13 protein-coding genes are annotated in these 19,935 nt (G+C 57.2%); 4 read left to right on the top strand and 9 right to left on the bottom strand.

All coding sequences use genetic code 11. From position 1 onward, the window contains the following. Positions 1-217: 217 nt before the first annotated feature. From N7I30_RS21180 to N7I30_RS21210, 7 genes are all read right to left on the bottom strand, one after another. Entirely contained in the window at positions 218-469 is a 252-nt protein-coding gene (locus N7I30_RS21180) for a hypothetical protein (RefSeq protein WP_498641013.1), read from the bottom strand. 1,054 nt (positions 470-1,523) lie between these two features. Beyond that, positions 1,524-2,477 (bottom strand): hypothetical protein, encoded by a 954-nt coding sequence (locus N7I30_RS21185; RefSeq protein WP_498641014.1) that lies wholly within the window; start codon positions 2,475-2,477, stop codon positions 1,524-1,526. A gap of 44 nt (positions 2,478-2,521) precedes the next feature. Then, on the bottom strand, positions 2,522-2,992 hold the full coding sequence (locus tag N7I30_RS21190; RefSeq protein WP_498641015.1) for a DUF6998 domain-containing protein: 471 nt from the start codon (positions 2,990-2,992) through the stop codon (positions 2,522-2,524). Next, complete coding sequence (locus N7I30_RS21195) at positions 2,989-4,662, bottom strand: restriction endonuclease subunit S (RefSeq protein WP_498641016.1); 1,674 nt, start codon at positions 4,660-4,662, stop codon at positions 2,989-2,991. The genes N7I30_RS21190 and N7I30_RS21195 overlap by 4 nt, the downstream gene beginning before the upstream one ends. Continuing rightward, positions 4,659-6,104: a class I SAM-dependent DNA methyltransferase gene (locus N7I30_RS21200; protein ID WP_498641017.1), complete on the bottom strand. Its 1,446-nt coding sequence runs from the start codon at positions 6,102-6,104 to the stop codon at positions 4,659-4,661. Before N7I30_RS21200 ends, N7I30_RS21195 begins: the two co-directional genes overlap by 4 nt. Before the next feature lie 5 nt (positions 6,105-6,109). Then, positions 6,110-8,584 carry an EcoAI/FtnUII family type I restriction enzme subunit R gene (hsdR, locus tag N7I30_RS21205; RefSeq protein WP_498641018.1) on the bottom strand — a complete coding sequence of 825 codons (2,475 nt, stop codon included), beginning with the start codon at positions 8,582-8,584 and terminating at the stop codon, positions 6,110-6,112. 127 nt (positions 8,585-8,711) lie between these two features. Further along, a complete protein-coding gene (locus N7I30_RS21210; protein WP_498641019.1) occupies positions 8,712-9,326 on the bottom strand; it encodes a recombinase family protein in 615 nt (204 codons plus the stop codon). 258 nt (positions 9,327-9,584) lie between these two features. Between N7I30_RS21210 and N7I30_RS21215 the strand changes: the two genes are divergently transcribed. After that, positions 9,585-9,821 carry a hypothetical protein gene (locus N7I30_RS21215; RefSeq protein WP_498641020.1) on the top strand — a complete coding sequence of 79 codons (237 nt, stop codon included), beginning with the start codon at positions 9,585-9,587 and terminating at the stop codon, positions 9,819-9,821. 492 nt (positions 9,822-10,313) lie between these two features. Here N7I30_RS21215 and N7I30_RS21220 read toward each other — a convergent pair whose 3' ends face one another. Then, a complete protein-coding gene (locus N7I30_RS21220; RefSeq protein ID WP_498641021.1) occupies positions 10,314-12,224 on the bottom strand; it encodes a DUF262 domain-containing protein in 1,911 nt (636 codons plus the stop codon). Positions 12,225-13,330: 1,106 nt separating this feature from the next. Between N7I30_RS21220 and N7I30_RS21225 the strand changes: the two genes are divergently transcribed. Together N7I30_RS21225 and N7I30_RS21230 are read left to right on the top strand one after the other, a co-directional pair. Beyond that, a complete protein-coding gene (locus N7I30_RS21225; protein WP_498641022.1) occupies positions 13,331-13,840 on the top strand; it encodes a hypothetical protein in 510 nt (169 codons plus the stop codon). 9 nt (positions 13,841-13,849) lie between these two features. Next, positions 13,850-16,651 carry a DEAD/DEAH box helicase gene (locus N7I30_RS21230; protein WP_498641023.1) on the top strand — a complete coding sequence of 934 codons (2,802 nt, stop codon included), beginning with the start codon at positions 13,850-13,852 and terminating at the stop codon, positions 16,649-16,651. Positions 16,652-16,907: 256 nt separating this feature from the next. Here the strand turns inward: N7I30_RS21230 and N7I30_RS21235 are convergent, their stop codons facing one another. Then, on the bottom strand, positions 16,908-17,204 hold the full coding sequence (locus tag N7I30_RS21235; protein ID WP_498641024.1) for a DUF7673 family protein: 297 nt from the start codon (positions 17,202-17,204) through the stop codon (positions 16,908-16,910). A 1,547-nt stretch (positions 17,205-18,751) separates the two neighbouring features. Here N7I30_RS21235 and N7I30_RS21240 point away from each other — a divergent pair. After that, a partial coding sequence (locus tag N7I30_RS21240) for an adenylate/guanylate cyclase domain-containing protein (RefSeq protein ID WP_498641025.1) occupies positions 18,752-19,935 on the top strand: 1,184 nt, incomplete at its 3' end.

Raw genomic sequence — 19,935 nt, forward strand, 5'->3', positions numbered from 1 at the left:
GATTTGTGCGACCGCACGAGCGCGGTAAGGACCCTCAATCGCTGTTCCGCTCGCGAGAATTCGTAACTCGGTTCCGCCTCGTCTCTGTCTAATTTCAATCGGTCGGCCGCGATTTTCGCTGCTTCGGAAACCCGCCAATCTTTCCACTCGGCTTCTTGGCCTTTGGCTATGCCCTCAGCCTCGGATCGCAGCCGATTGATCGCGGCCCTACCCGTTCTCAAGCGATTTCCGACACTCCTCCGGGGCCCCGAGGGCGGTCCGTGGTGTCGACTTTTCGATGCAGCAGCTCCAGGCTCAACTTCACTTCCTTCAGGCTCCGAAGGATCGCTTTCTGGATGCTGACTAGCGATGACACGACGTCGTCTGTTTCGGCTTCGGCCTGCATTGCGATCGATCGATGGATCTCCTTCATCTGCTGAAGGATTTCCTGACCGGTGATCTGATCCTGCGGTGACTGGGGTGAGGACATGGGCGTATTCTTTCCGGATGACTGAAAATTTTTCACGTAGAAGACGGTGAAGCGCTTGGAGCGGAACCCCTTCGTGACCCACCATGACGATTCCCGGCTTGTCCCCCTGAAGAAGCTGCATGCCGAAATCGCGGAGTGCTTTCTCGACTATCTGGGGGCCGCCACCTCTTTCCCGGACCGTTAAAACGAACCGAGCGGCAGAAGCCAGGTCGATTCCTTGACGCTTCGCCTGAGCGGCTGCGGCGTGTGGAAACGATGATTTACTTCCAGGTTTCGAGTCAGGAAAGGCAGACATCACAGAACGGAAAGCGGCAGGGTTCTCGGTCTTGAGAGCGGCCATGACGGGAGGAAGGTGCTTTCCACGCTGATGTTCGTGCCCGAAATTGTATTCTGCGATACGCGAAATCTCCTCATGGCGAAGATAGTCGTGAGATGAGACAAGGACGCCCGAGCCAGACCCAAAATACCGTCAAGTGCCGAACACGCTCCTTGAAGTAGGAGCGCAACCGCCTTGTCCGCTGCCGTCCGATCGCTGATACGATTCAGCATCATCCGGGCGCCTAGAAGTTCTTTGCGAGTGTCAGCATTCATAATCACCCCCAGAGCTTCGCGATCGCAAGCATGCCGTACCCAGGCGCGGAAGGTCTGTTTTCTCCTTGCTGCTGCGCGCCGATATACAGACGAGCGACCCTCGTCCGTTCTGAATTTGAGGGTCTTTACTCGCTTCATGTTAGCTCCGAGGGGGGGCCACGGGGGGGCTATGCCCTCCTGGATGTGGGCACAGCCCATATGGCTGGCATCATTGCAGAAGCCTGACGTCGATATTGATCTTCATCAAACTGCTCTACGAGACAGGATGCCCGATTCGGTCGCAAATTCGATGGGCTGTGTGGCCACGAATTGGAAACTGGGCCACGCATTCTGATAGAATACGCGGTCTGGACGAAGCAGTTCGAATTCTGCTCTCTTGAAGAACGCCTACGATAGCGCCTTCGGTCCGGCGCTGATCGCAGCGCAGGACACAAACGAATGGGTACAGGGAAAACCGTGGCGTCTACTTTGCCCTGAATCGTGCCATCCCTGGGGGCGACCAGCACAGCGTTTCTGCGTGGTCTCGGCGGCCCCAGAAGAATTCGTAGCCGAGGCTTTCAAGTTGCGGATGTGATCGCGCTTTGAACAACGCTTCAACGTCCTCTGCGCTTTTCATGTCGGGGAACGGTTGAGACGTGACGCACAGAGCCCAGCGCCCCAAAGCCGCTGGAGGAATGCCCGCATTCAGCTCGTGACATCGGCGTTTCGGATCGTTCGATACGCCGATCTTCAAGGCAACGGCGCTATCCCCGAGAGCCTTCTTGCGGCCTAAGAAGGCGTGACCGTCGCCGTCATAAACTGCAAGATAGAGGTAGGTATCCCCGTCTTCGTAATTTGCCGTGCGCGCACCCTTGCTGCCCGGGAAAGCGCGTGACGGCTTGAAGACCTCGCTGAAAGGCTTGGCAGAAGACCCTTGCTCCGTGACCGGAGCTTCTCCGAAAACGTCCACTTCTCGAACCTTGATTTTCAGCGCTTCGGCAACCTCAGCGTCATCGAGTTCGGCGCCGTGGACCGCAAGCGCCTGTCCCGCCTCCGGACGATAGGAATGAAAGGCGATTCGACCGATCATCACCTTCTCCTCGGCTCGCCAGGCGCGCTTCACCGGAATGCCATAGGTCCAACGATCGGCCCACCCTTTGTCTCGCTTGATCTGTTGTCCGAGGGCGGACGCCTTGTCCGTATCGCGAATGGGCTTGGCTTCAATCTCCAAGAAACCCAGCACATGGGAGCGCAGAGCTTGTTTGGTTTCCGAGGTGCTGGCGCCGTAGATCATGAGGAGATCGCCATCGTTCAGCTTGCGCAGGTAGGCGTCGCGAGCTTGCTCCTGCGACCAACCCACATATCCGTCTTCCTCGGGTGTGAAACCGTAGAACGAGCGGATGCGGATGCGTTTGCCTTCTGGCAAGCCATTACTCATGATTGTTGGTCCTCTAGGCATTTCGTTCCGGCCGCGGCGCTCCGTCAGACGGGCGGCTCCCTCAAGACCGGCAAGCGATCGCGTTCGGCGACGTCTGCCGAAAGGAGCCTAAGCCGGGATAAGGAGATCGGCCGCTGACCGTTCTTCTGCATGATGCCCGATGCCGCCCACGGGATTGCGCCCGGCCCATTGACGACGACTGTCATGGGCCCGCCCAGAGGGCGATGCAGGACAAGCAGATGATCAGGCTCGTGACGGAACGCGACACCTCTTCCCTGTGTCAGCTTGATCTCCACGTTCCGTCCATCGCGGGATCGGGCATCATGGCCCAGAGTCGAAGCGGGGTTCAGGTCGAGATCGAAGATGTAAGCAGCGGTGACTTCGCCGATGCTGCCGACGAGATGGCCGTCGAGCGTGAATTTTCGTCCAGGGAAGAGAAGTTCGAGACCATCGGCAGCGGTATAGAGATCGTCAAGCAGGGCAGCGACCTGCGCCCAGTCAACATCCTCGTTCATTCAGCAGCTTCCAGAAGTTCGGCCTCCGGCTCCAGTGCGTCGTGGAGAAGGGCTTCGAGGAGGCGGGTTCGGGTGACGTTGGCGGTGGCCAGGGCGGCCTCCAGCCGGTCGGAGAGGGCCATAAGGGCGTCAACCTTGACCAAGATGCGGTTCTGTTCGGCAAGGGGTGGGATCGGGACGCTAAGAGACCTGATGTTCTCCAAATTCAATCCGGGGCGCCCTGCGCCATAAGCGCGGTCCACGAGTTCACTTCGACCGCCTTCGTCGGCCATCAGACATAGCAAGATCCAAGGTGACAAACGCGGATCGGTCAATCGAACGAGAGCAACGTGCTGGCTGACATATGCTTCGCCAAGGTCCCTCTCCAATAGAGCCGGAGTTGTGACCCCAGCTCCAGTGATAACCACAACCAAGTCGCCAAGTGATATCTGAGTTCGGCTCCCCTCCGAATTTACCGGTGGCGAAACGCGAGCGAGGTGGTCCAACTCCAACCTTCCAAACCGAACGTTCTGGGCCCGAAGGAATGCTGCGCCTTCATCTGAATAATAGTCTCCCCATCCTCGCGAGCCACTTGTAACGAGATTGCAGAGTTGGCCGAGAGCGATCCACTTCCATGAGGAGGGCAGAGGCGCTGTTCCCCGTTCCGGGTCGCGCTCTGCCTCTTTCTTCTTGAGAATTTTTCCAGATCTCATTAGGTGTTTGCGCGTTCCGGTAATCTCGGCGAGTAGTTCAAACGCCGGTTCATCCGCCGGATCCTGTTCCACCAGCTTCCCGCGCACGGCGAGGTTGAGGATGGTTTGGCGGAGGGTCTTGATATGGTCGGGTCGCGTCGTGAGGGCGGGGAGCGCTTCGAGGGCGAAGGCGGCGTGGGCGGGAAAGTCCTCGGGCGTCGTCTCGGGGGCGGTCAGGCGGGCGAGGCTGGCTGCGGTGAGCTTGTCGCGGGTTTTCTCGCGGGTCTTGCGGGCTTCCTCCAGCCGATCACAGAGCGCCATGAGCTCATCGACCTTGGCTTGTGCTTGGCGGGAGAGAAGTGGGACTGGCACCGCTGAGATGCCGGCGGTAGTTAAAGTAACATTCGCAGTTCCGGTCATACGCGAAACAAGCAATTCCTCTTTGAAAGCGGATAGATATTCGAAGAGAAATCTGGCGGAAATCGCTTCCGGGTCATGGGGAAAAATAGCTGCGAGGATCGTCCCCAGTGCGAATTGCCCTTCCTGATAATGAAGCCGGTTGATGCTGGCATTGCCATGTCCAGTGGAGGAAACCAGAGGAACGATTGCGGCCGCCGCATCGAAGTCGAAATGGTCGCACGTTTCCCGAGCAGCTGCCGTGACGACCAACGGGTAATTTCCGGGAAGTGCCTGCTTGATGCCGGTCTTCCCCTTTTCGATGCTGGCCACCCTTCCCAAGGGAACGAAGCGGGACGGGTCCGCAAATGCTTCAGGCAGATGTTCGGGAAGCACAACAAGTGCCGCGTTCTTTTTTTTGAGCGCACTGCTCTTTCGCAGATGCGCTTTGGTATAATCGATTTCCTCGAGCAGCTCTTCGGTGGATGACCTGTCGTCGGTGTCGAGCCGTCCCCCGATAGCGAAAGCAACAGCAAGCTTCCTAAGGGCAGTGATGTGATCAGGGGCGTCCCCGATTGCTTCCAGGAGGTGGGGGTCTATCATCGAGCCAGCGCCTCGGTCAGGATGGACTTCAACTCGGCCCGCAGGCTTTCGACTGTGACCTCGGCCTTGGTCAGGTCGTTCAGTAGGGTTTCGGGATCTCCCCAATCATCCTCGATCACATGGGGGTTCTTGATGTCGAGGTTGAAACCGCGCTCCTTAATTATGTCGATCGAGACCTTCCAGGCACACTCGCTTTCTTCGCGCCCCTCACGCGCCGGCCCGCCCCACCATGCGGCGCAATCGTCCAGATGCTCCAGCCGGATCGGCTTGGTCATCGAATAGGCCTTCTGCGTCTCGGGGACGCGGTGCTCCCAATACCATACCTCCTGCGTCGGCGCGCCTTTTTCGAAGAACAGCAGATTGGTGCCGATGGAGGCGTAGGGCTTGAAGACCGAATTCGGCAGGCGGACGATAGTGTGCAGATTGCACTCGGTCAGCAGGTGCTCCTTGAGGCGGGTCTTGATCCCTTCGCCGAAGAGGGAGCCGTCAGGCAGAACCACGGCGGCACGACCATTCTTCTTCAGAAGGCGGATGATAAGGGCGAGGAAAAGGTCGGCGGTCTCGCGGGTCTTGAATTGGGGGAAGTTGTTCTCGATCCCGTCCTCTTCCTTGCCGCCGAAGGGCGGGTTGGTGAGGATCATGTCGACGCGCTCGTCCTTGGTCCAGCTAATGAGAGGACGGGCCAGCGTGTTGTCGTGCTTCACCCATGACGGCTCCTCGACGTTGTGGAGGAGCATGTTCGTCGTGCAGAGCATGTGCGGCAGCGGTTTCTTTTCCACGGCGCGGAGGGAGGCCTGCATGGTCGCCTCGTCCTCTGGCCGCTTCACGTAGTGCTCGCGCATGTGGCGCATGGCGCAGGTCAGGAAGCCGCCGGTGCCGCAGGCGGGGTCCATCAGGATCTGGCCCGGTTTCGGGTCCATCTGCTGGACCATGAAAGCTGTGACGGCGCGGGGGGTGTAGTATTCGCCGGCGTTACCCGCGTTTTGAAGGTCGTTGAGGAGCTGCTCGTAGATATCGCCGAAATGCTGGCGCTCGGACAGGCTGTTGAAGTCGACCTCGGCGATCTTGTTGACAACCTGCCGCATCAGCTGGCCGGACTTCATATAGTTGTAGGCGTCTTCGAAGACGGAGCGGACGACGCGGGCGCGGGGCGTCGTGGCGGGTAGCTCCTTCAGGGTCGGGAACAGCTGCGTGTTGACGAAGTTCTGGAGTTCTTCGCCCGTAATGCCCTCGGGGTCTGCAGCCCAGTTGCGCCATTGCAGATGCTCGGGAATCGGTGAGCTGTAGTCGTCATTTGTGAATTCGAGCGCCTCGTCCTGATCGTCGATGATCTTCAGGAAGAACATCCAGACCAGCTGCGACAGGCGCTGCGCATCGCCATCGACGCCGACGTCCTTGCGCATGACGTCCTGGATGGCTTTGACGAGGTTTCTCATGTGCATTGGGGTTATGCGCTTTCGTCGTAGAGTGCGGCTTGCAAGTCGTGGATCGCTTGCAGGTAGTCAGGTTTTTTGCCGAAGGTTCGCATCAGTTCGACGGGCGTCCCCATGCGAGAAAACGGGTTGATCTGCAAGATTTTCGTGTCGTTGAGGGGTCTCACGCCCTCATCCGCGTATTTCTCGAGGAGTGCTTCCAGCACGGCTCGCGCCCTCTCTCCATAGCGATTGAAGACATCGCGCTTTTTAACGTTGTCGGCCCGCTCACGTCGCGTCAGAGGTTTGGCGCCGAAGGCAACGTGACAGACGAGATCGAAGGGATCGAGATCTGCGTCGATTTCGCGTCCGATCAGTTCGAGGTCGAGGCCCTCTTCGGCGAGTTCGTCGATAATGACCTGCTTTCGATCCTCCGCATGCCAGCGGCGAAGGAAGTCATCCATCGAGGCGAACCGATGTTTGAGATGCTTCCGGGTGAAGTCGAGAAGGCTCTCGGTAATGAGCCTTCCATCGACATTGAGGTATTCGACGCGCTCCTTGATGATGGTGGCGCCGACTCCATCAACGTAGATTTTCCGGCGCGGCCCCTGACGGTCGCCAGGTCCGATGTAGCCATTGGCGTCGTCAGGCTCGCCGAAGCCCGGAGGATGGTGGGGGCCGATCGGATCAATCAGGACTGTCTCGTCGTCGCCGCTCTCATATTGGGAAGAAGGATCGTCGCCCTCAGGTGGTGTCATGGGGTCGTCCGAACCTGGTTGATAGATCTGGACCGGCTCGCCGTCGAACTCCGGGTCGGCGAAGTGCGAGGTCGCACCCCGGAAGTCCATGAGGGTGAAGAAGTATTTCCCGGTGTCCTCGTGGACGCGCGTGCCTCTTCCCACGATCTGTTTGAATTCGGTCATCGAACCGATCTCCCGGTCGAGGACGATGAGACGGCAGGTCTGCGCATCCACCCCAGTGCTCAAGAGGCGAGACGTTGTCACGATGACCGGGTAGTCCGCCTCCGGATCGATGAAGTTCGCAAGCTCGTTCAGACCGTCCTTATCGTTGCCGGTGATACGCATGACATAGCGGGAGTCCTTGGCGACGAGGTCCTGGTTCTCGTTGATCAGCGCCTGCCGCATGCGACCGGCATGCTCCTGATCCACGCAGAAGACGATGGTCTTCTGCATCCGGTCCCCGCTTTCCGTTAGAAACTGGGTGACACGCTTCGCGACGAGCTTCGTGCGGTCATCGATGACGAGCGTTCGATCGAAGTCTTTGGTGTTGTAGGTACGGTCTTCGACCTCATTGCCGTCGCGGTCGAGTTGTCCCTGTTCCGGACGGTAGCCTTCGACATCCCGATCCACGTGGCACTTGATGACCTTGTAGGGCGCCAGAAAACCATCCTCGATGCCTTCCTTCAATGTGTAGGAATAGATGGGTTCGCCGAAATAGTTAATGTTCGACGCATATTCCGTCTCTTTCGGCGTCGCCGTCAGGCCGATCTGTGTGGCGCTCGAAAAATGCTCGAGTATCTCGCGCCATGCAGAATCCTCGGCGGCGCTCCCGCGGTGGCATTCATCGATAATGATCAGGTCGAAGAAGTCCGGGCTGAGCTCGCGATAGATCTTCTGGCTCTCTTTGGGCCCGGTGAGCGCTTGGTAAAGCCCGAGGTAAATTTCGTAGGCAGTGTTGATGCGCCGGCGCCGATCCATGGCCAGCGTCAGCTTTTCTTCCGTACCATCGGGGCGCTCGATGGTTTTGGAGTGCGTTGAGAGCTTCGCCATCGACCCGATGAAAGGCCGGAAATCGTTGACCATGGTCTGGTCCACAAGCACGTTACGGTCTGCAAGAAACAGGACCCGCTTTTTCCTGCCGGACTTCCACAAGCGCCAGATGATTTGAAACGCTGTCTGCGTCTTCCCGGTGCCCGTTGCCATGACGAGCAAAAGTCGGTCTCGACCCTTCGCGATCGCCTCCAAAGACGCGTTTATGGCGTTCATCTGATAATAGCGAGGTTCTTTCCCGCGATCGAAATATGGGTAAAGGGCGGTATCGGCCTCGGTCTCACTCAAGCCTCTCCATGCTAGAAACATCGCACGAAGGTCATCGGGAGATGGGAAGCTGGCTAGACTGATCTCAGTCTCCGTCTGAGACCATTGACCCGTCCCGTCATGAAACACGAAGCCGTCCCCGTTCGAAGAGAAGGCGAACGGCACTTGGAGCATTTTCGCGTAGTCGAGCGCCTGCTGAATACCGTCACCTACCGAATGACGGTTATCCTTCGCTTCAATGACAGCGATCGGGATGTTCGGTTTTAGGTAGAGGACGAAATCGGCACGTTTCTTCCGGCCGCGAGCGACGAGCTTCCCACGCACTATGATGCGGCCGGCGGTTAGGGTGCGCTCCTCGGCGATCTGCGTCTGTAAATCCCAACCCGCTTCGACTAAGGCCGGAAGAATGAATTTGCTACAGATATCCCGTTCAGAGAGGTTTCTCTTGTCCATCCCAACCCACGTATCGCCCCTTGGGACCGTATCTTAGGAATCCGGTAACACAAGGCTTCAGACGCCGTCACTCCCACCGCGAGCTGAACGAACTATCTTCTTAGGATCTGATGAGGGTTCGGAACGCTTATGTTCTAGTTTCCAGTCGCTTCAATGCGCGGCCCAACGTGTTTCGCCCGACGCCAAGGATGGCCGCTGCTCCTGCAACGGTCTGTTCCCCCTTTGCAATTAGATTCGCAGCATGGGTTACCTGATGGTGCTGAAGCCGCTTCGGCCTACCAAGGGCCTTTCCCCGTTGCCGAGCGGCGCGAAGCCCGGCCTTCGTTCTCTCTGCGATCAGTTCACGCTCGAATTGCGCGAGGCTGCCGAAGAGATGGAAGCTAAGCCGCCCAGATGCGGTCGCGGTGTCGATAGATTCCGTCAGTGAGCGGAAATCGATTCCCGCGGCACCCAGGGCCGTGACCGTTTCAATGAGATGAGGAAGTGATCGACCAAGCCGATCGAGACGCCACACCACAAGCACATCGCCATTCCGGCACTCGGCCATCGCTCCGACCAAACCTGGTCGTTCATGAACCGTGCCAGATATTCCGCTGTCCACAAATATCCGACTGCATCCAGCGTCCCGAAGAGTATTGCGTTGAAGATCAAGATGCTGCTCGTCGGTTGAAACGCGGGCATAGCCGATGAGACGCTGAGAAGCGGCCGGCAAAAGAAAGGGTGGAGAAGCGAGCGAATCCATATCCGAATTATGGCACGGACTTATGGTGCATGAAAGTAGAATGAAATCAGTCTCTTATTCTATCTCGGAGACTGCACCAGAATCGGTCGTTTTTGATGCACTCCCTCATTTGCAGAATTATCGACTACGGACGTCTCATGCAGTGAGGTCCCGAGCTGACCACCTTTGCAGTCGATGAGAGGCCCATCTCACATGACAATACCTTGACCGACGGAGACGCCTTCGTTACCGGGTCCGCGCAATCATCCAGGGGATATTATGAGATCCGAGAACGCAGAAGATTATGAGATCCGCTCGCACGATGACGAGGTACTATTTTACCAGCATGCGATTTGGGAACTCTGCGACTTAATCGCTGACGGCGAGATTTCCACGAATCGAGCACAGGCCGACGAGGAACTCTTCGACCTCAAGACTAAACTCCAGGAACTGACGGGAAAATGGGACGAGACAACGCCCGAAAACATTCGCGATCAACGTGATGAAATCGAGTAGTTCGTTATTGAATGCATAGAGAGGCATTGACGAAAGCAATCGTGCTCCGAAATCCGTGGCGAGCCTTTCAACTCGGCCGATCCGGGCAAAGAACCGTTGGACGGCACACCGTAAGGGCCGGACCATAAAGTCGATCTGATCAGGATCTGCTAGACGGTCTCCGCAGCGATAAGCGTCGCGACGACAAATTGGCCGCCGGTGTAGCCATCGTCGGCGCACGCCGGTCGGTCAACAGACAGAGAGGGCGAGAGGCTTCCAGCAAGGGGCTGCCTCCGCCCAGACCCTTCACGCTGGCCGATGCGGTTCGAGAACAAGTCGGCCCGTCCGGGCCCACCAGGGCCCAACGTTTCCGGCCCATAGCCCTCTTGCCGGCATCATGCCTTATGCCACTCGCCCCATTTGCCAGTGTTGACGCATTGCTTGCGGATAATCCCGTCTTGGGGCTCGCGGCGTGAGTTCCAGCGTGAGGTACACCCCCTACCTTCTCTTCGCTCAGGATCCGTTATTGCCGGCGGCCGCAAGCGCAGGCCAAATCTGAATTGCGCGGTCAGCCAAATCATTCGCCCGGCTTCGAATGGCAGCCTCGTCCCAGTTTTCTAGCTTCACCAGTTCGGCATTGAGCGCGAGCAAGGCATCTTCGAGCCCGGGTTTTTTCGTGATCCAACTGCCGTTTGATAACTGAGAATTTAGCGGCACTGGCACCAAGGTCAGATTGCCAAGCGTGTTGAGCAATCCCTCTCTCAATCCAATTGCGTCGGCAATTGTATGGTCCAGAACTGGCTGCCCTGGATCCGGCGCGGATTGGCCGTCACGGAGAGGCCAGTGAGTTCGCCAGCCCTGTGGCATTATATGCTCGATTGAAAGCCCTGCTGGCCGGGCACCTGATACCTGATATTTTGTTCGGGTTGCCAGCTCGATTTCCCAGAGTAGATCTGCGATGCGTTCCTTCCTGCCCATGTTTTGATAGACTGGTTGCCGCAAGATCTCAGTGCGGAATTCGTCATCGGATGGGAAGCGAACCGTTGTCGCTACAGAATTCCCCAAGAAGCTCTCAAATACCCCGATAGAAACTCCCTGCTGCTGGAATACAGCCGTGAGACGTTCGAAAATAAGATTGTAATTTTTCGCAGTGAGACCGCAGATCGCTCGTCGAACGATAAATGAATAGATAAGGCGGTACATCCGATTCTTATCATGGTTGTCGATATCGGCCAGCGCGATCATGAAAACCGCAGGATAGACGACCGTCACTTCCCAGACGGTTAGCTTCTCTCCTAACCAGCCTAAGCTAGAATTATCGGGAACTTCCAAGGTCCGATAGACGGGTGCGTAGCGCGTCAACGCGTCAAGTTCCTCGCCGACCGTCTCGAACCGTGGGTTCCCCTTTGGCCGAGCGAAATCGCGATATTCTGCGTAGACCTCGCGGAGAGAAGTCTCCCGTCCGGTCATCGCCGTCAGAGCATGGCTCAGGAAGTGATCGATGCGTGGGCGCTTGGGTTTGGCTCTCGGCGCATCAGCCTTCCAAAACGACTCGTCTTCGAAGATCGACCATTTATCCTCAAAGAGATCCTCTACCGACTCACCCTGCGCTTCGGCACGATGAAAAATGTTGTTGCGAACCAAGTCCATCGCGAGAAGCGGCTCGGCTTTTGAGTTCAATGTCTCAAATATAACCTGCGCGTCGTCGTCCTCGCCTAGTTGAATAACAACAAGTTTGAGGTGAAGCAGAAGCGCATTCTGAAGTGCTTGTAAACGCTTTTCCTTGATGTCGCGTTCATCAGGGACCTGCACCGGATCGATGCTCTCTGCAGCGTCCGTGATCCCATAGTTAACATATTTATCTATCCACTCTCTGAATTGGGCGACGGCGCGAATAGGTTTGGGTGCTTTCCCCCAAACGAGGGTGCCTTTTTGGTAGAAATACTGAGGGTAGGTTGTTCGAATTGTCGACCAGCTTTCGGACATCAACATCCGAAAAAGATCTCTATCCGCCGGTGTGGGCGAGAGTTTGAATTTCGCGTCCTTCTCTTTTTCGCCAGGCTTCGGGACATTGAAAATGTAACTCTGCAGCGCCTCAGCCATATCGGTAAAGCCCTCGGCTATTTCTGCAGCCCTGAGAGAAGCGATGAAAAGTTGGAAGGTCGTTAGGCGCTGCTGCCCATCGACCACTTGCATCGTCGCGGTTCGCCCAATCGCCGCCGTACCAGGAGCCAAGATCAGTGCGCCCATGTAATGCTGAAACTTTGGTTTACCTTTCATCGCCTCTTCCGATTTGGCGACGACGTCCTCCCAAAATTGCTTCAGTAGCTTATGGTCCCAAGCGTATTGCCGTTGGTAGATTGGAACCATGTAACAGCGAGACTCACCCAAGATCGTAATGACCTGATGATCTTTGACGTCCATTCAGCTGCTCCGAAATCTGGTCGATGCGAGATGCACGACCACACTGTGATTGAGCCGGCTCGGATCAACCTTGGATAGTTTTCATGCTGTAGCCAAGACTGACGAGCTCTGCCAGTCTAATCGGTGCGATTGATTGAAAAATATTCGCGCCCGGTGATTTTCTTGCAACCAGCTGCGAAATCTTTGGGACCTTTCTCCAATGCGAAAAAAATTGTCGCGTCAGAAAAAAACGGGATGGCTCCGACGTCCAGATGCGCCGCCTGCTGTTTGCGCTGGAAAAATCGGGTTCCGCATTGAAGAGATGAAACGCCTTAGCAAGACCAAGGCGACTTCGCGTATAAGGTGATACTCCCAAATTGGGATGGAAATGGGTTCAACAACGATGTTAGCTTTACAAGCCTTCTCGGGCGCGTAGTGAGGCAGGATTGCTTCCCCGAAAAATGCGATCCAACCGTTCGTTTTAATGGGTATTGCGCGCGATCTGGGTAGAACTGACGTGCGCAACGAGCCTGCAGCAACGTTGCTGCAGGCGGGCTAACTCGCCTACCTTGAGAGTTCAAGAAGCTTCGACCCGCTGCCCATTGCGTCCTCCCTCGTTAAATTGCGAAGCGAGTACTTTACGGCCTATACAACCGATCGCTCCAGGATAGTATGGGAACGTGAGCATTAGTCGCGGCGGGGGGCGTGATCAGAGCATGCGAGATGGAGCACTGCGGATTGGCCTTCAGAAAAGCCGGGACGCAAACTGGGAGTGGGACGACGATTCCTTCTCGATACCTTCGTCACCGCCCGTTCCAAGCATATCGCCATGGGACGCGGCTCCTGAGTCCCCGCCTTCAGAGCAAGTCCTTGCAGAGGTCAGAGTCTCGCAGTTGCCTCCGCCGAGTTGTGAACTCGACTTTGTGGATGTGCATGTCGAGATCTCCCAGGCCAAGACGGCAATCAAAGATCACTGGGCATCGTTCGACTTCCCTCTGCCGGAAGATGTCGGGTTATGGATTCCGCCCCCATCCCGCTGGCGGGACCGTCTTAGTGCATCGGATATGGCGGATCAGACTGCTTCCAGGCTCCCAGGAGCTCTCCACGAGAAGTCCCAAGTCCGTCATATGCTACGCGACTGGCTTCTGGACCAACCGTCTGCCTTTCTTGCATGGCGAGCCTTTGAAAAGGCTACCGAGGACGCGGATGCTGCAACCGCAGGGTCAGCCATTCGCTTCCGATGCGCTATCGAGGATTCCGATTTTAACGTCTACCGCAGCTTCGTCCGCGGCATCCGCGGACAGATAATCAGGCGAAGCATGGTGCCGGTGTACTGGCCTCGCTCTTTGGCATACGCGAAACGATTAGACGGGGCCGACCCCGAGGCGCTTCTCAATCTGCGTCTTCTGGAGCAATGGCTAGAGATGAAAGATATGGGTAGACTCGGCTTCTGGTCCTTTGCCGACTTCATACTCCATGCCGATACCTGGCACGAGCCCGATGGCCTTGTCCCATGCGACCCGGATGAAGCATTCAATCATCATCGGCTTCCTCCCGGCGTGGCCTTGATGCGTCATCCATGGGGCACGCGTCGCGTAGGCATGGAATGGTTCTTTCGCCTTCGCACGCCCCGATAGGAGGTCCAGATGGGTATCCCCGTCGCAAATTGCTTTGTCCGCCGGAACGATGGCGATCCGTCTCGCGCTGGCCGCGTTATATCTAAGGCAGAAGATCCGTCGCGTATTCCCATCGACTGGGGTGCCGGCAAGACGACAGTCGAGATTGCAGACGACCTCGTTCCAGCCTTTGCTCCGGGATGGCGGGTCCACCATCAGCCGCAAGGTGCGGGACAGACCTCGCGTGGTTCCGGGACGGCGTTAGGCACACGCACTCTTGCTGGCCGCGGCCAAATCCTCGTGCAGTTTGACACCGACGGCATCGCTCGCTGGATGGACTACGAGCCATTCGCGCGCTTTCCAGAAGTTCCGGCGCTCTTCGAACGGCGGAGGGTCCGCGACCGCGTACTCGATGCCGAGCGGTTTGTCCTAAAGACCAGCGCCTACGCACTGTCGACTTGGAACGACACGACCGGTTCATTCTCGCGGATCGACATCGATCCACTGCCGCACCAGATATTTGTAGCGCATCACATGGCCCGGGCCGGACATTTCAACTTCCTGCTTGCCGACGACGTTGGGCTCGGTAAGACCGTTGAAGTCGGTCTTGCGATCAAGGTTCTAGAAGGGCGGGTGGCAGAACCCCGCGTGCTGATCGTCTGCCCCGCCGGGCTCGTGCTGCAGTGGCAGAACGAGATGCGAGACAAGTTTGGCCGCAACTATGTGATTCACGGCGAGGGTTTTCGGCCGTCCCAACCATGGGAGTGGAAGCTGCAGAATCGAGTGATCGCCTCGATCGACACGCTGAAGCCCCGCGACGCCGATGGCGGCCGCACGCATTTCGAAATCCTCATGGCCGCTGCCTCATGGGATATTGTGATTTTTGACGAGGGCCACAAGCTGACTCGCGACGACGACGGCGAGGCCTCTTTGCGCTTTCGACTGGCGGAGTCTTTGCGGACGTTAACGCGCAACCTGCTAATCGCGACGGCGACACCTCACGATGGCAACACAGGCCGGTTCCGATCACTTCTTGCGCTTGTACGCCCCGACCTGCAGCGTCAGATCGATCGTATCCAATTCGATCCCTCGGTTATCTCTCAGATTGTGCTCCGAAACCGAAAGAGCGACGTCACCGACGCCATGGGTGAATTTATCTTCCAAGGACATTCTGTCCGGCGTGTCGAGGTTGCCTCCTCGCTGGAAGCTGAGACCCTAGACAGGGCGCTGCGGGAATACATCGCCGAGGTCTATACCGGTACGATTCAGGAGGGCGCCGCGGTACGGAGGGCGGTTGGCTTTGTGTTGGCGACCTATCGCAAACTCGCCGCCTCCTCGCCCTATGCACTCGCGCGAGCGATGGAACGCCGAATCGCTCGCATCGAGGGTATCGCCGGCCCTGTCGCCGAATCGCGGTTTGGTGAAGAAGACTCAGCGGACGCCACTATCGATGCCGCAGGGTCGAATCCATTTTTCTCTGCAGAGAAGGTGGCGCTACGCGATCTAGTTGAACTGGCCGACAGTGCTGCCCTCAACGACCACAAAGCCCGCGACTTCCTTGCCCAGGTCGAGCTTTTCTCCGACTCTGGCCGCAACAAGCTTCTTATATTCACCGAGTTTCGAGATACGCTAGCTTTCCTAGAAGAGCGGCTTCTCGGCGCAGGGCTGACCGTGGCTGTTCTCAAGGGCGGCATGACCGCCGAAGAGAAGAAAGATGCGATCCACCGCTTCGAAAACGTAGCGGACTTAATGCTCTCAACTGAGGCGGGCGCCGAGGGCTTCAACCTTCACGAAAACTGTCACGTTGAGGTGAACTACGATCTACCGTGGAACCCGGTCAAGCTGATCCAACGTATCGGTCGGCTCTACCGCTATGGCCAGAAAAAGCGCGTCGCCGTGATCAACCTACAGGACAGCCGCTCGATTGACTCACAAGTGGTGGGTTACGCTTATCGACGTGTCGAGAATATAGTGCGGGAGATGGCTGACGTGTCCGGCGAATACCTGGATAACTACGCCGCCGAGGTTCTTGGGGATCTTCTTGGCCATCTCGACATTGAGGCGATCGTTGAGGCAGCGGGATCGGAAAGGATCGAGCGTTCGCGTGAGCGCATCGATGATGCGCTTGATAAGGCGCGCTCCGCAGCACTCATGCAGCAGGAAATCCTCGCAACCGCGACGGGCTTCGACAATGCCTTCTTCGACACACTTCGCAACTTCTCGACCGCTGACGTCGCCCGTTTCGTGCGCCGGATGGCACCGCTATCGGAGTATGAGGTGGACGAGAGCCTGACAGGTGAGCGCCTGCGCATCCGGCTTTCGGACGGGATGAAGGGCCGGTTCCCCGAATTCGGCTCGCGGACGCTGATCGAGGCAACCACCGACCGCGAATATTCCCGACGGCATCCAACCATCATGCTACTCGACTTCGAGTCGGCGTTCGTCCGGGAGATCGTGGCGGAGGCGAAGTCGCCAAGCTTCGGCGGCTTTTATGCTGAGGTCTCTTCTCCCGCGGTCGTGTCCGGTGAAATGGCAGCCTTTCTTGTGCGCTGGCAGGATGAAAGCGGCGAGCCGGCTGGTGAAGAGATCGTTGTAGTCCATCGCGGAAGCAACGGTATTAGCGTAGATACCTCCACGGTCACCCGGCTTCTGCAGGAGAGCGACTCTGCTCTGCCTGATGAGGTGCTATGTGTAGGCGATTTCCAGACGCTCCGTGAAACGGTCGCAAACCGGATCAGAACAATGTCTAGCTCATCACGAGTGCCGTCTATGATCGTGGATCTGACGGCGTGTCGGATAGTCAATCCGGTCGAAGCCCGGGCCGCTGCATAATCTTTGAACGCTCCACCGCCATTGGTGACCCAAGCCAAAAGAAGGTACATCCGGTTCGATCAAATTACCTACCGTGGTTGAAGCGCCTGGCCGAAGCCACGATAGAACTTTATCCGCACATCGCAAAGTCCGGCTTCAATTAGAAATGATGGAGTGCCTCGAACCGCAATTGTTTCGATTATATAAGTGCGCCGAATACAGTCTATTGAGCGCACCTGATGACGCCGTAGCAGAAATCGGAACGGATTGCGGTGAATTATGCTTGCCTATCTATCTTGAAAATCTCCGGACGCCAGCGTTCGACGAGAGATTTCATGCGGTCCGCGTAGATATCCCCGGGGTGCAACGCTCGCCGGGAGATGAAACCAATGACAGTCTCAATGTCGTTACAAATACCTTCATCAAGTTGCCACAACTCGGTCAAGTGAAAACCTCCGCATCGAACAGGATTCCACCACGCTAACAGGAAATTTTCGACACGCTTGCTAGATCCCGTATCGCCCTCAGCGATTGCGAGAAGTCTTTGAAACGTCAACAACTGCTCTTCGTTCATGCTTCGCCCTCTCTTGTGGTCGAATTCGGAAGTATATATCATATTTTATATGATGAAATCAATATTTTGATATAAAGCAGGATTCTCGAATATTTCTCTGCAACATATCTGAATTTAAAGAACACTCCGCGGCCCATGTTTTTCCGCCAGATGTTGTCCGGAGCGAATCCCGCCCAAACATCAGGCTTTCGGGTTTTCATATCGGCGAAATCAAACCTGAAACAACATTGGCGCAAACCATTTCGGCGCGATACTTCGCTCCGTTTTCTTCCGGCCATGCACGGCTCTATCTTCACCCAGCGAATGGTGAGCGAAATAGAATCTTCCTGAACCGTATCAAACGGCAACTCATACTGATTTCGCATACCAACCTCACTCTCACTTCGCTATTATGAGATATTTTTGAGGTAAAATATACTATGGATGATCGTATATTTGCTATTTTTATGAATATCAATACATATATAGTTAATATCAAGAAGCATATATAAATGAATGATGTGCGAAGTGCTGTGATCTTCAGGCAGAGTTTGGATTTTTTCCGCTATTGGATGCCTAGGCGGTTTGACCCCGTCACAGGGCCTCCCATTGCCTTGGATCGAGCATACACATACACATACACCGTCAGAAAACGAGTGGCCGGAAACGATAGTTAATTCAACTGATTAACCTCTTTGGCGGGGCACGCATATTTCCTCTCCGCCATTGGATGGCTTCAAGCCGTTGTTTCCCCCAGATCTTCACTCTCATCCCGGTGTATTCCGATCAACGGCGGATACGATTGATGTTCTTGTTCTTTTCCAATCGCCTGGGCTGCTTGGGATCCATTGTCATCTCCATCGTCCTTAGTGTCGTGGTGATGGCCCTGCTCGGCCTGATCTGAGCGGGCACGCAGGACACCCGCCACGCGAATGCAGGCAGATCACAGACTGGGTAGGAGGCAGTAGATGACGGCTCGCTTGCCCTGGAACACGCCCAACTCTCGCGGGTAGCAAGCTCCGTCCGGAAATCGGCGGACGCTTTCTGTAGCGCATCGACCTTCGCCTCCGATCCAGACTGGCCTCCCGAACCTGCATCTCTCGGTCCGCCGCCTCCGCCAGCGCTGCCCGGAGGCTGATGCCTCGGTCGGGTTCACTTTCGTATAGCTCCTGAGTCCGGACGACCCCGGACTTGATGCCGAGATCGAACGCCTCTCGCTGTCGGATTATCTCTTCCCGTTCCGCGACAAGAGCCCGCCGCGGCTGGATCAGCACGGGCACAAGAAAAGCTGAACGTAGGTGTCTTGGTTTTCACGTCGACACCCAGGAAATCCGCGGGGAAGAGCTTTGGTGTCGTCAGCCCGCTCCTGCGGTTGATAAACGCTGCGCCTGCTGGTTCGGCGGGCCGTCTTTCTTTTCCGCAACGTCTTCTTGGATGCTTGCTAAATCAATACAATGCTGCGTACACTCAAGCCATATAATTCCGCAGGGGAATACATGCGCGGCATTCTACCGAGAGGCTGGCCCAAAATTTAAATTTCCGTGTTCTCACCAAAGGACTACGAAGTCATGAATGTCGCCGCTTGGCTGGATGGCATCGGTCTCGGCCTTTATGCGGATTTGTTCGCTGAGAACGCAATCGACGACGATGTCCTGGGCGAACTGACGGAAGAGCACCTGAAGGAACTGCAGGTGCCGCTCGGCCACCGCCTCAAGCTGCTGAAGGCGATTGCCAAGCTGCATGGTGTCCCGCGCTCCGTCGCGTCTGCCGCCGAGGCGCACAATGGGCGGGAGCCCGCATCCGAGCCGTCAGCCGGTGTACCGGCCACCGAGGCGGCATCCGCCGCAGAGCGCCGACACCTGACGGTGATGTTCTGCGATCTCGTCGGCTCGACGGCCTTATCCGCCGGGCTCGATCCAGAGGACATGCGGGATCTGATCCTCGCCTACCAGGACACGGTGGCCAGCGTCGTGGCCCGCTTCGAAGGCCACGTCGCCAAATTCGCGGGCGACGGTGTGGTGGCCTATTTCGGCTGGCCGCGCGCACACGAGGACGCTGCCGAACGGGCCGTGCGGGCGGCGCGCCTGATCGTCGAGGGCGTCGGCGAAATCCAAACCCCGTCTCTAAAGCCGCTGGCGGTGCGAGTGGGCATCGCCACAGGCCTTGTCGTGGTCGGCGATCTGGTCGGAGAGGGAGAAGCGCAGGAGCGCTCCGTCGTCGGTGACACGCCGAACCTGGCAGCGCGGCTGCAGGGGGTGGCGGAGCCGGGCGAAATTGTCATTGCCGGGAGCACACGTCGGCTGATCGGCGATATCTTCAGCGTCGAGGATCTTGGCGTGAGCGTTCTCAAGGGGATCCCGCAACCGATGCACGCCTGGAAAGTGCTCGGCAAAGGTGACGCCGAAGGACGCTTCGAGGCTCTGCACGGCAAGTCGCTGGTGCCGCTCATCGGACGGGAGGAGGAAATCGATCTGCTGCTGCGGCGCTGGAGTCTTGCCAAGGCCGGCAGCGGACAGGTCGTCATGCTGACCGGCGAGCCCGGCATCGGCAAGTCGCGCCTGACCCAGGCGCTGCTCGAGCGCCTGGGCAGCGAAACCAAACGCGACGTGCGGATGTTCTGCTCGAACTACCACGCCAACAGCGCGCTGTTTCCCACGATCGAGCACTTCGAACGCGCCGCCCGATGGCAGCCGGGCGAGACGCCCGAAGTCAGGCTCAAAAAGCTCGAGACCTTCATCGAAGCGTCTGGCTG

The organism is Aurantimonas litoralis, assembly GCF_026153195.1.
GTDB classification, from domain to species: Bacteria; Pseudomonadota; Alphaproteobacteria; order Rhizobiales; family Rhizobiaceae; genus Aurantimonas; species Aurantimonas coralicida.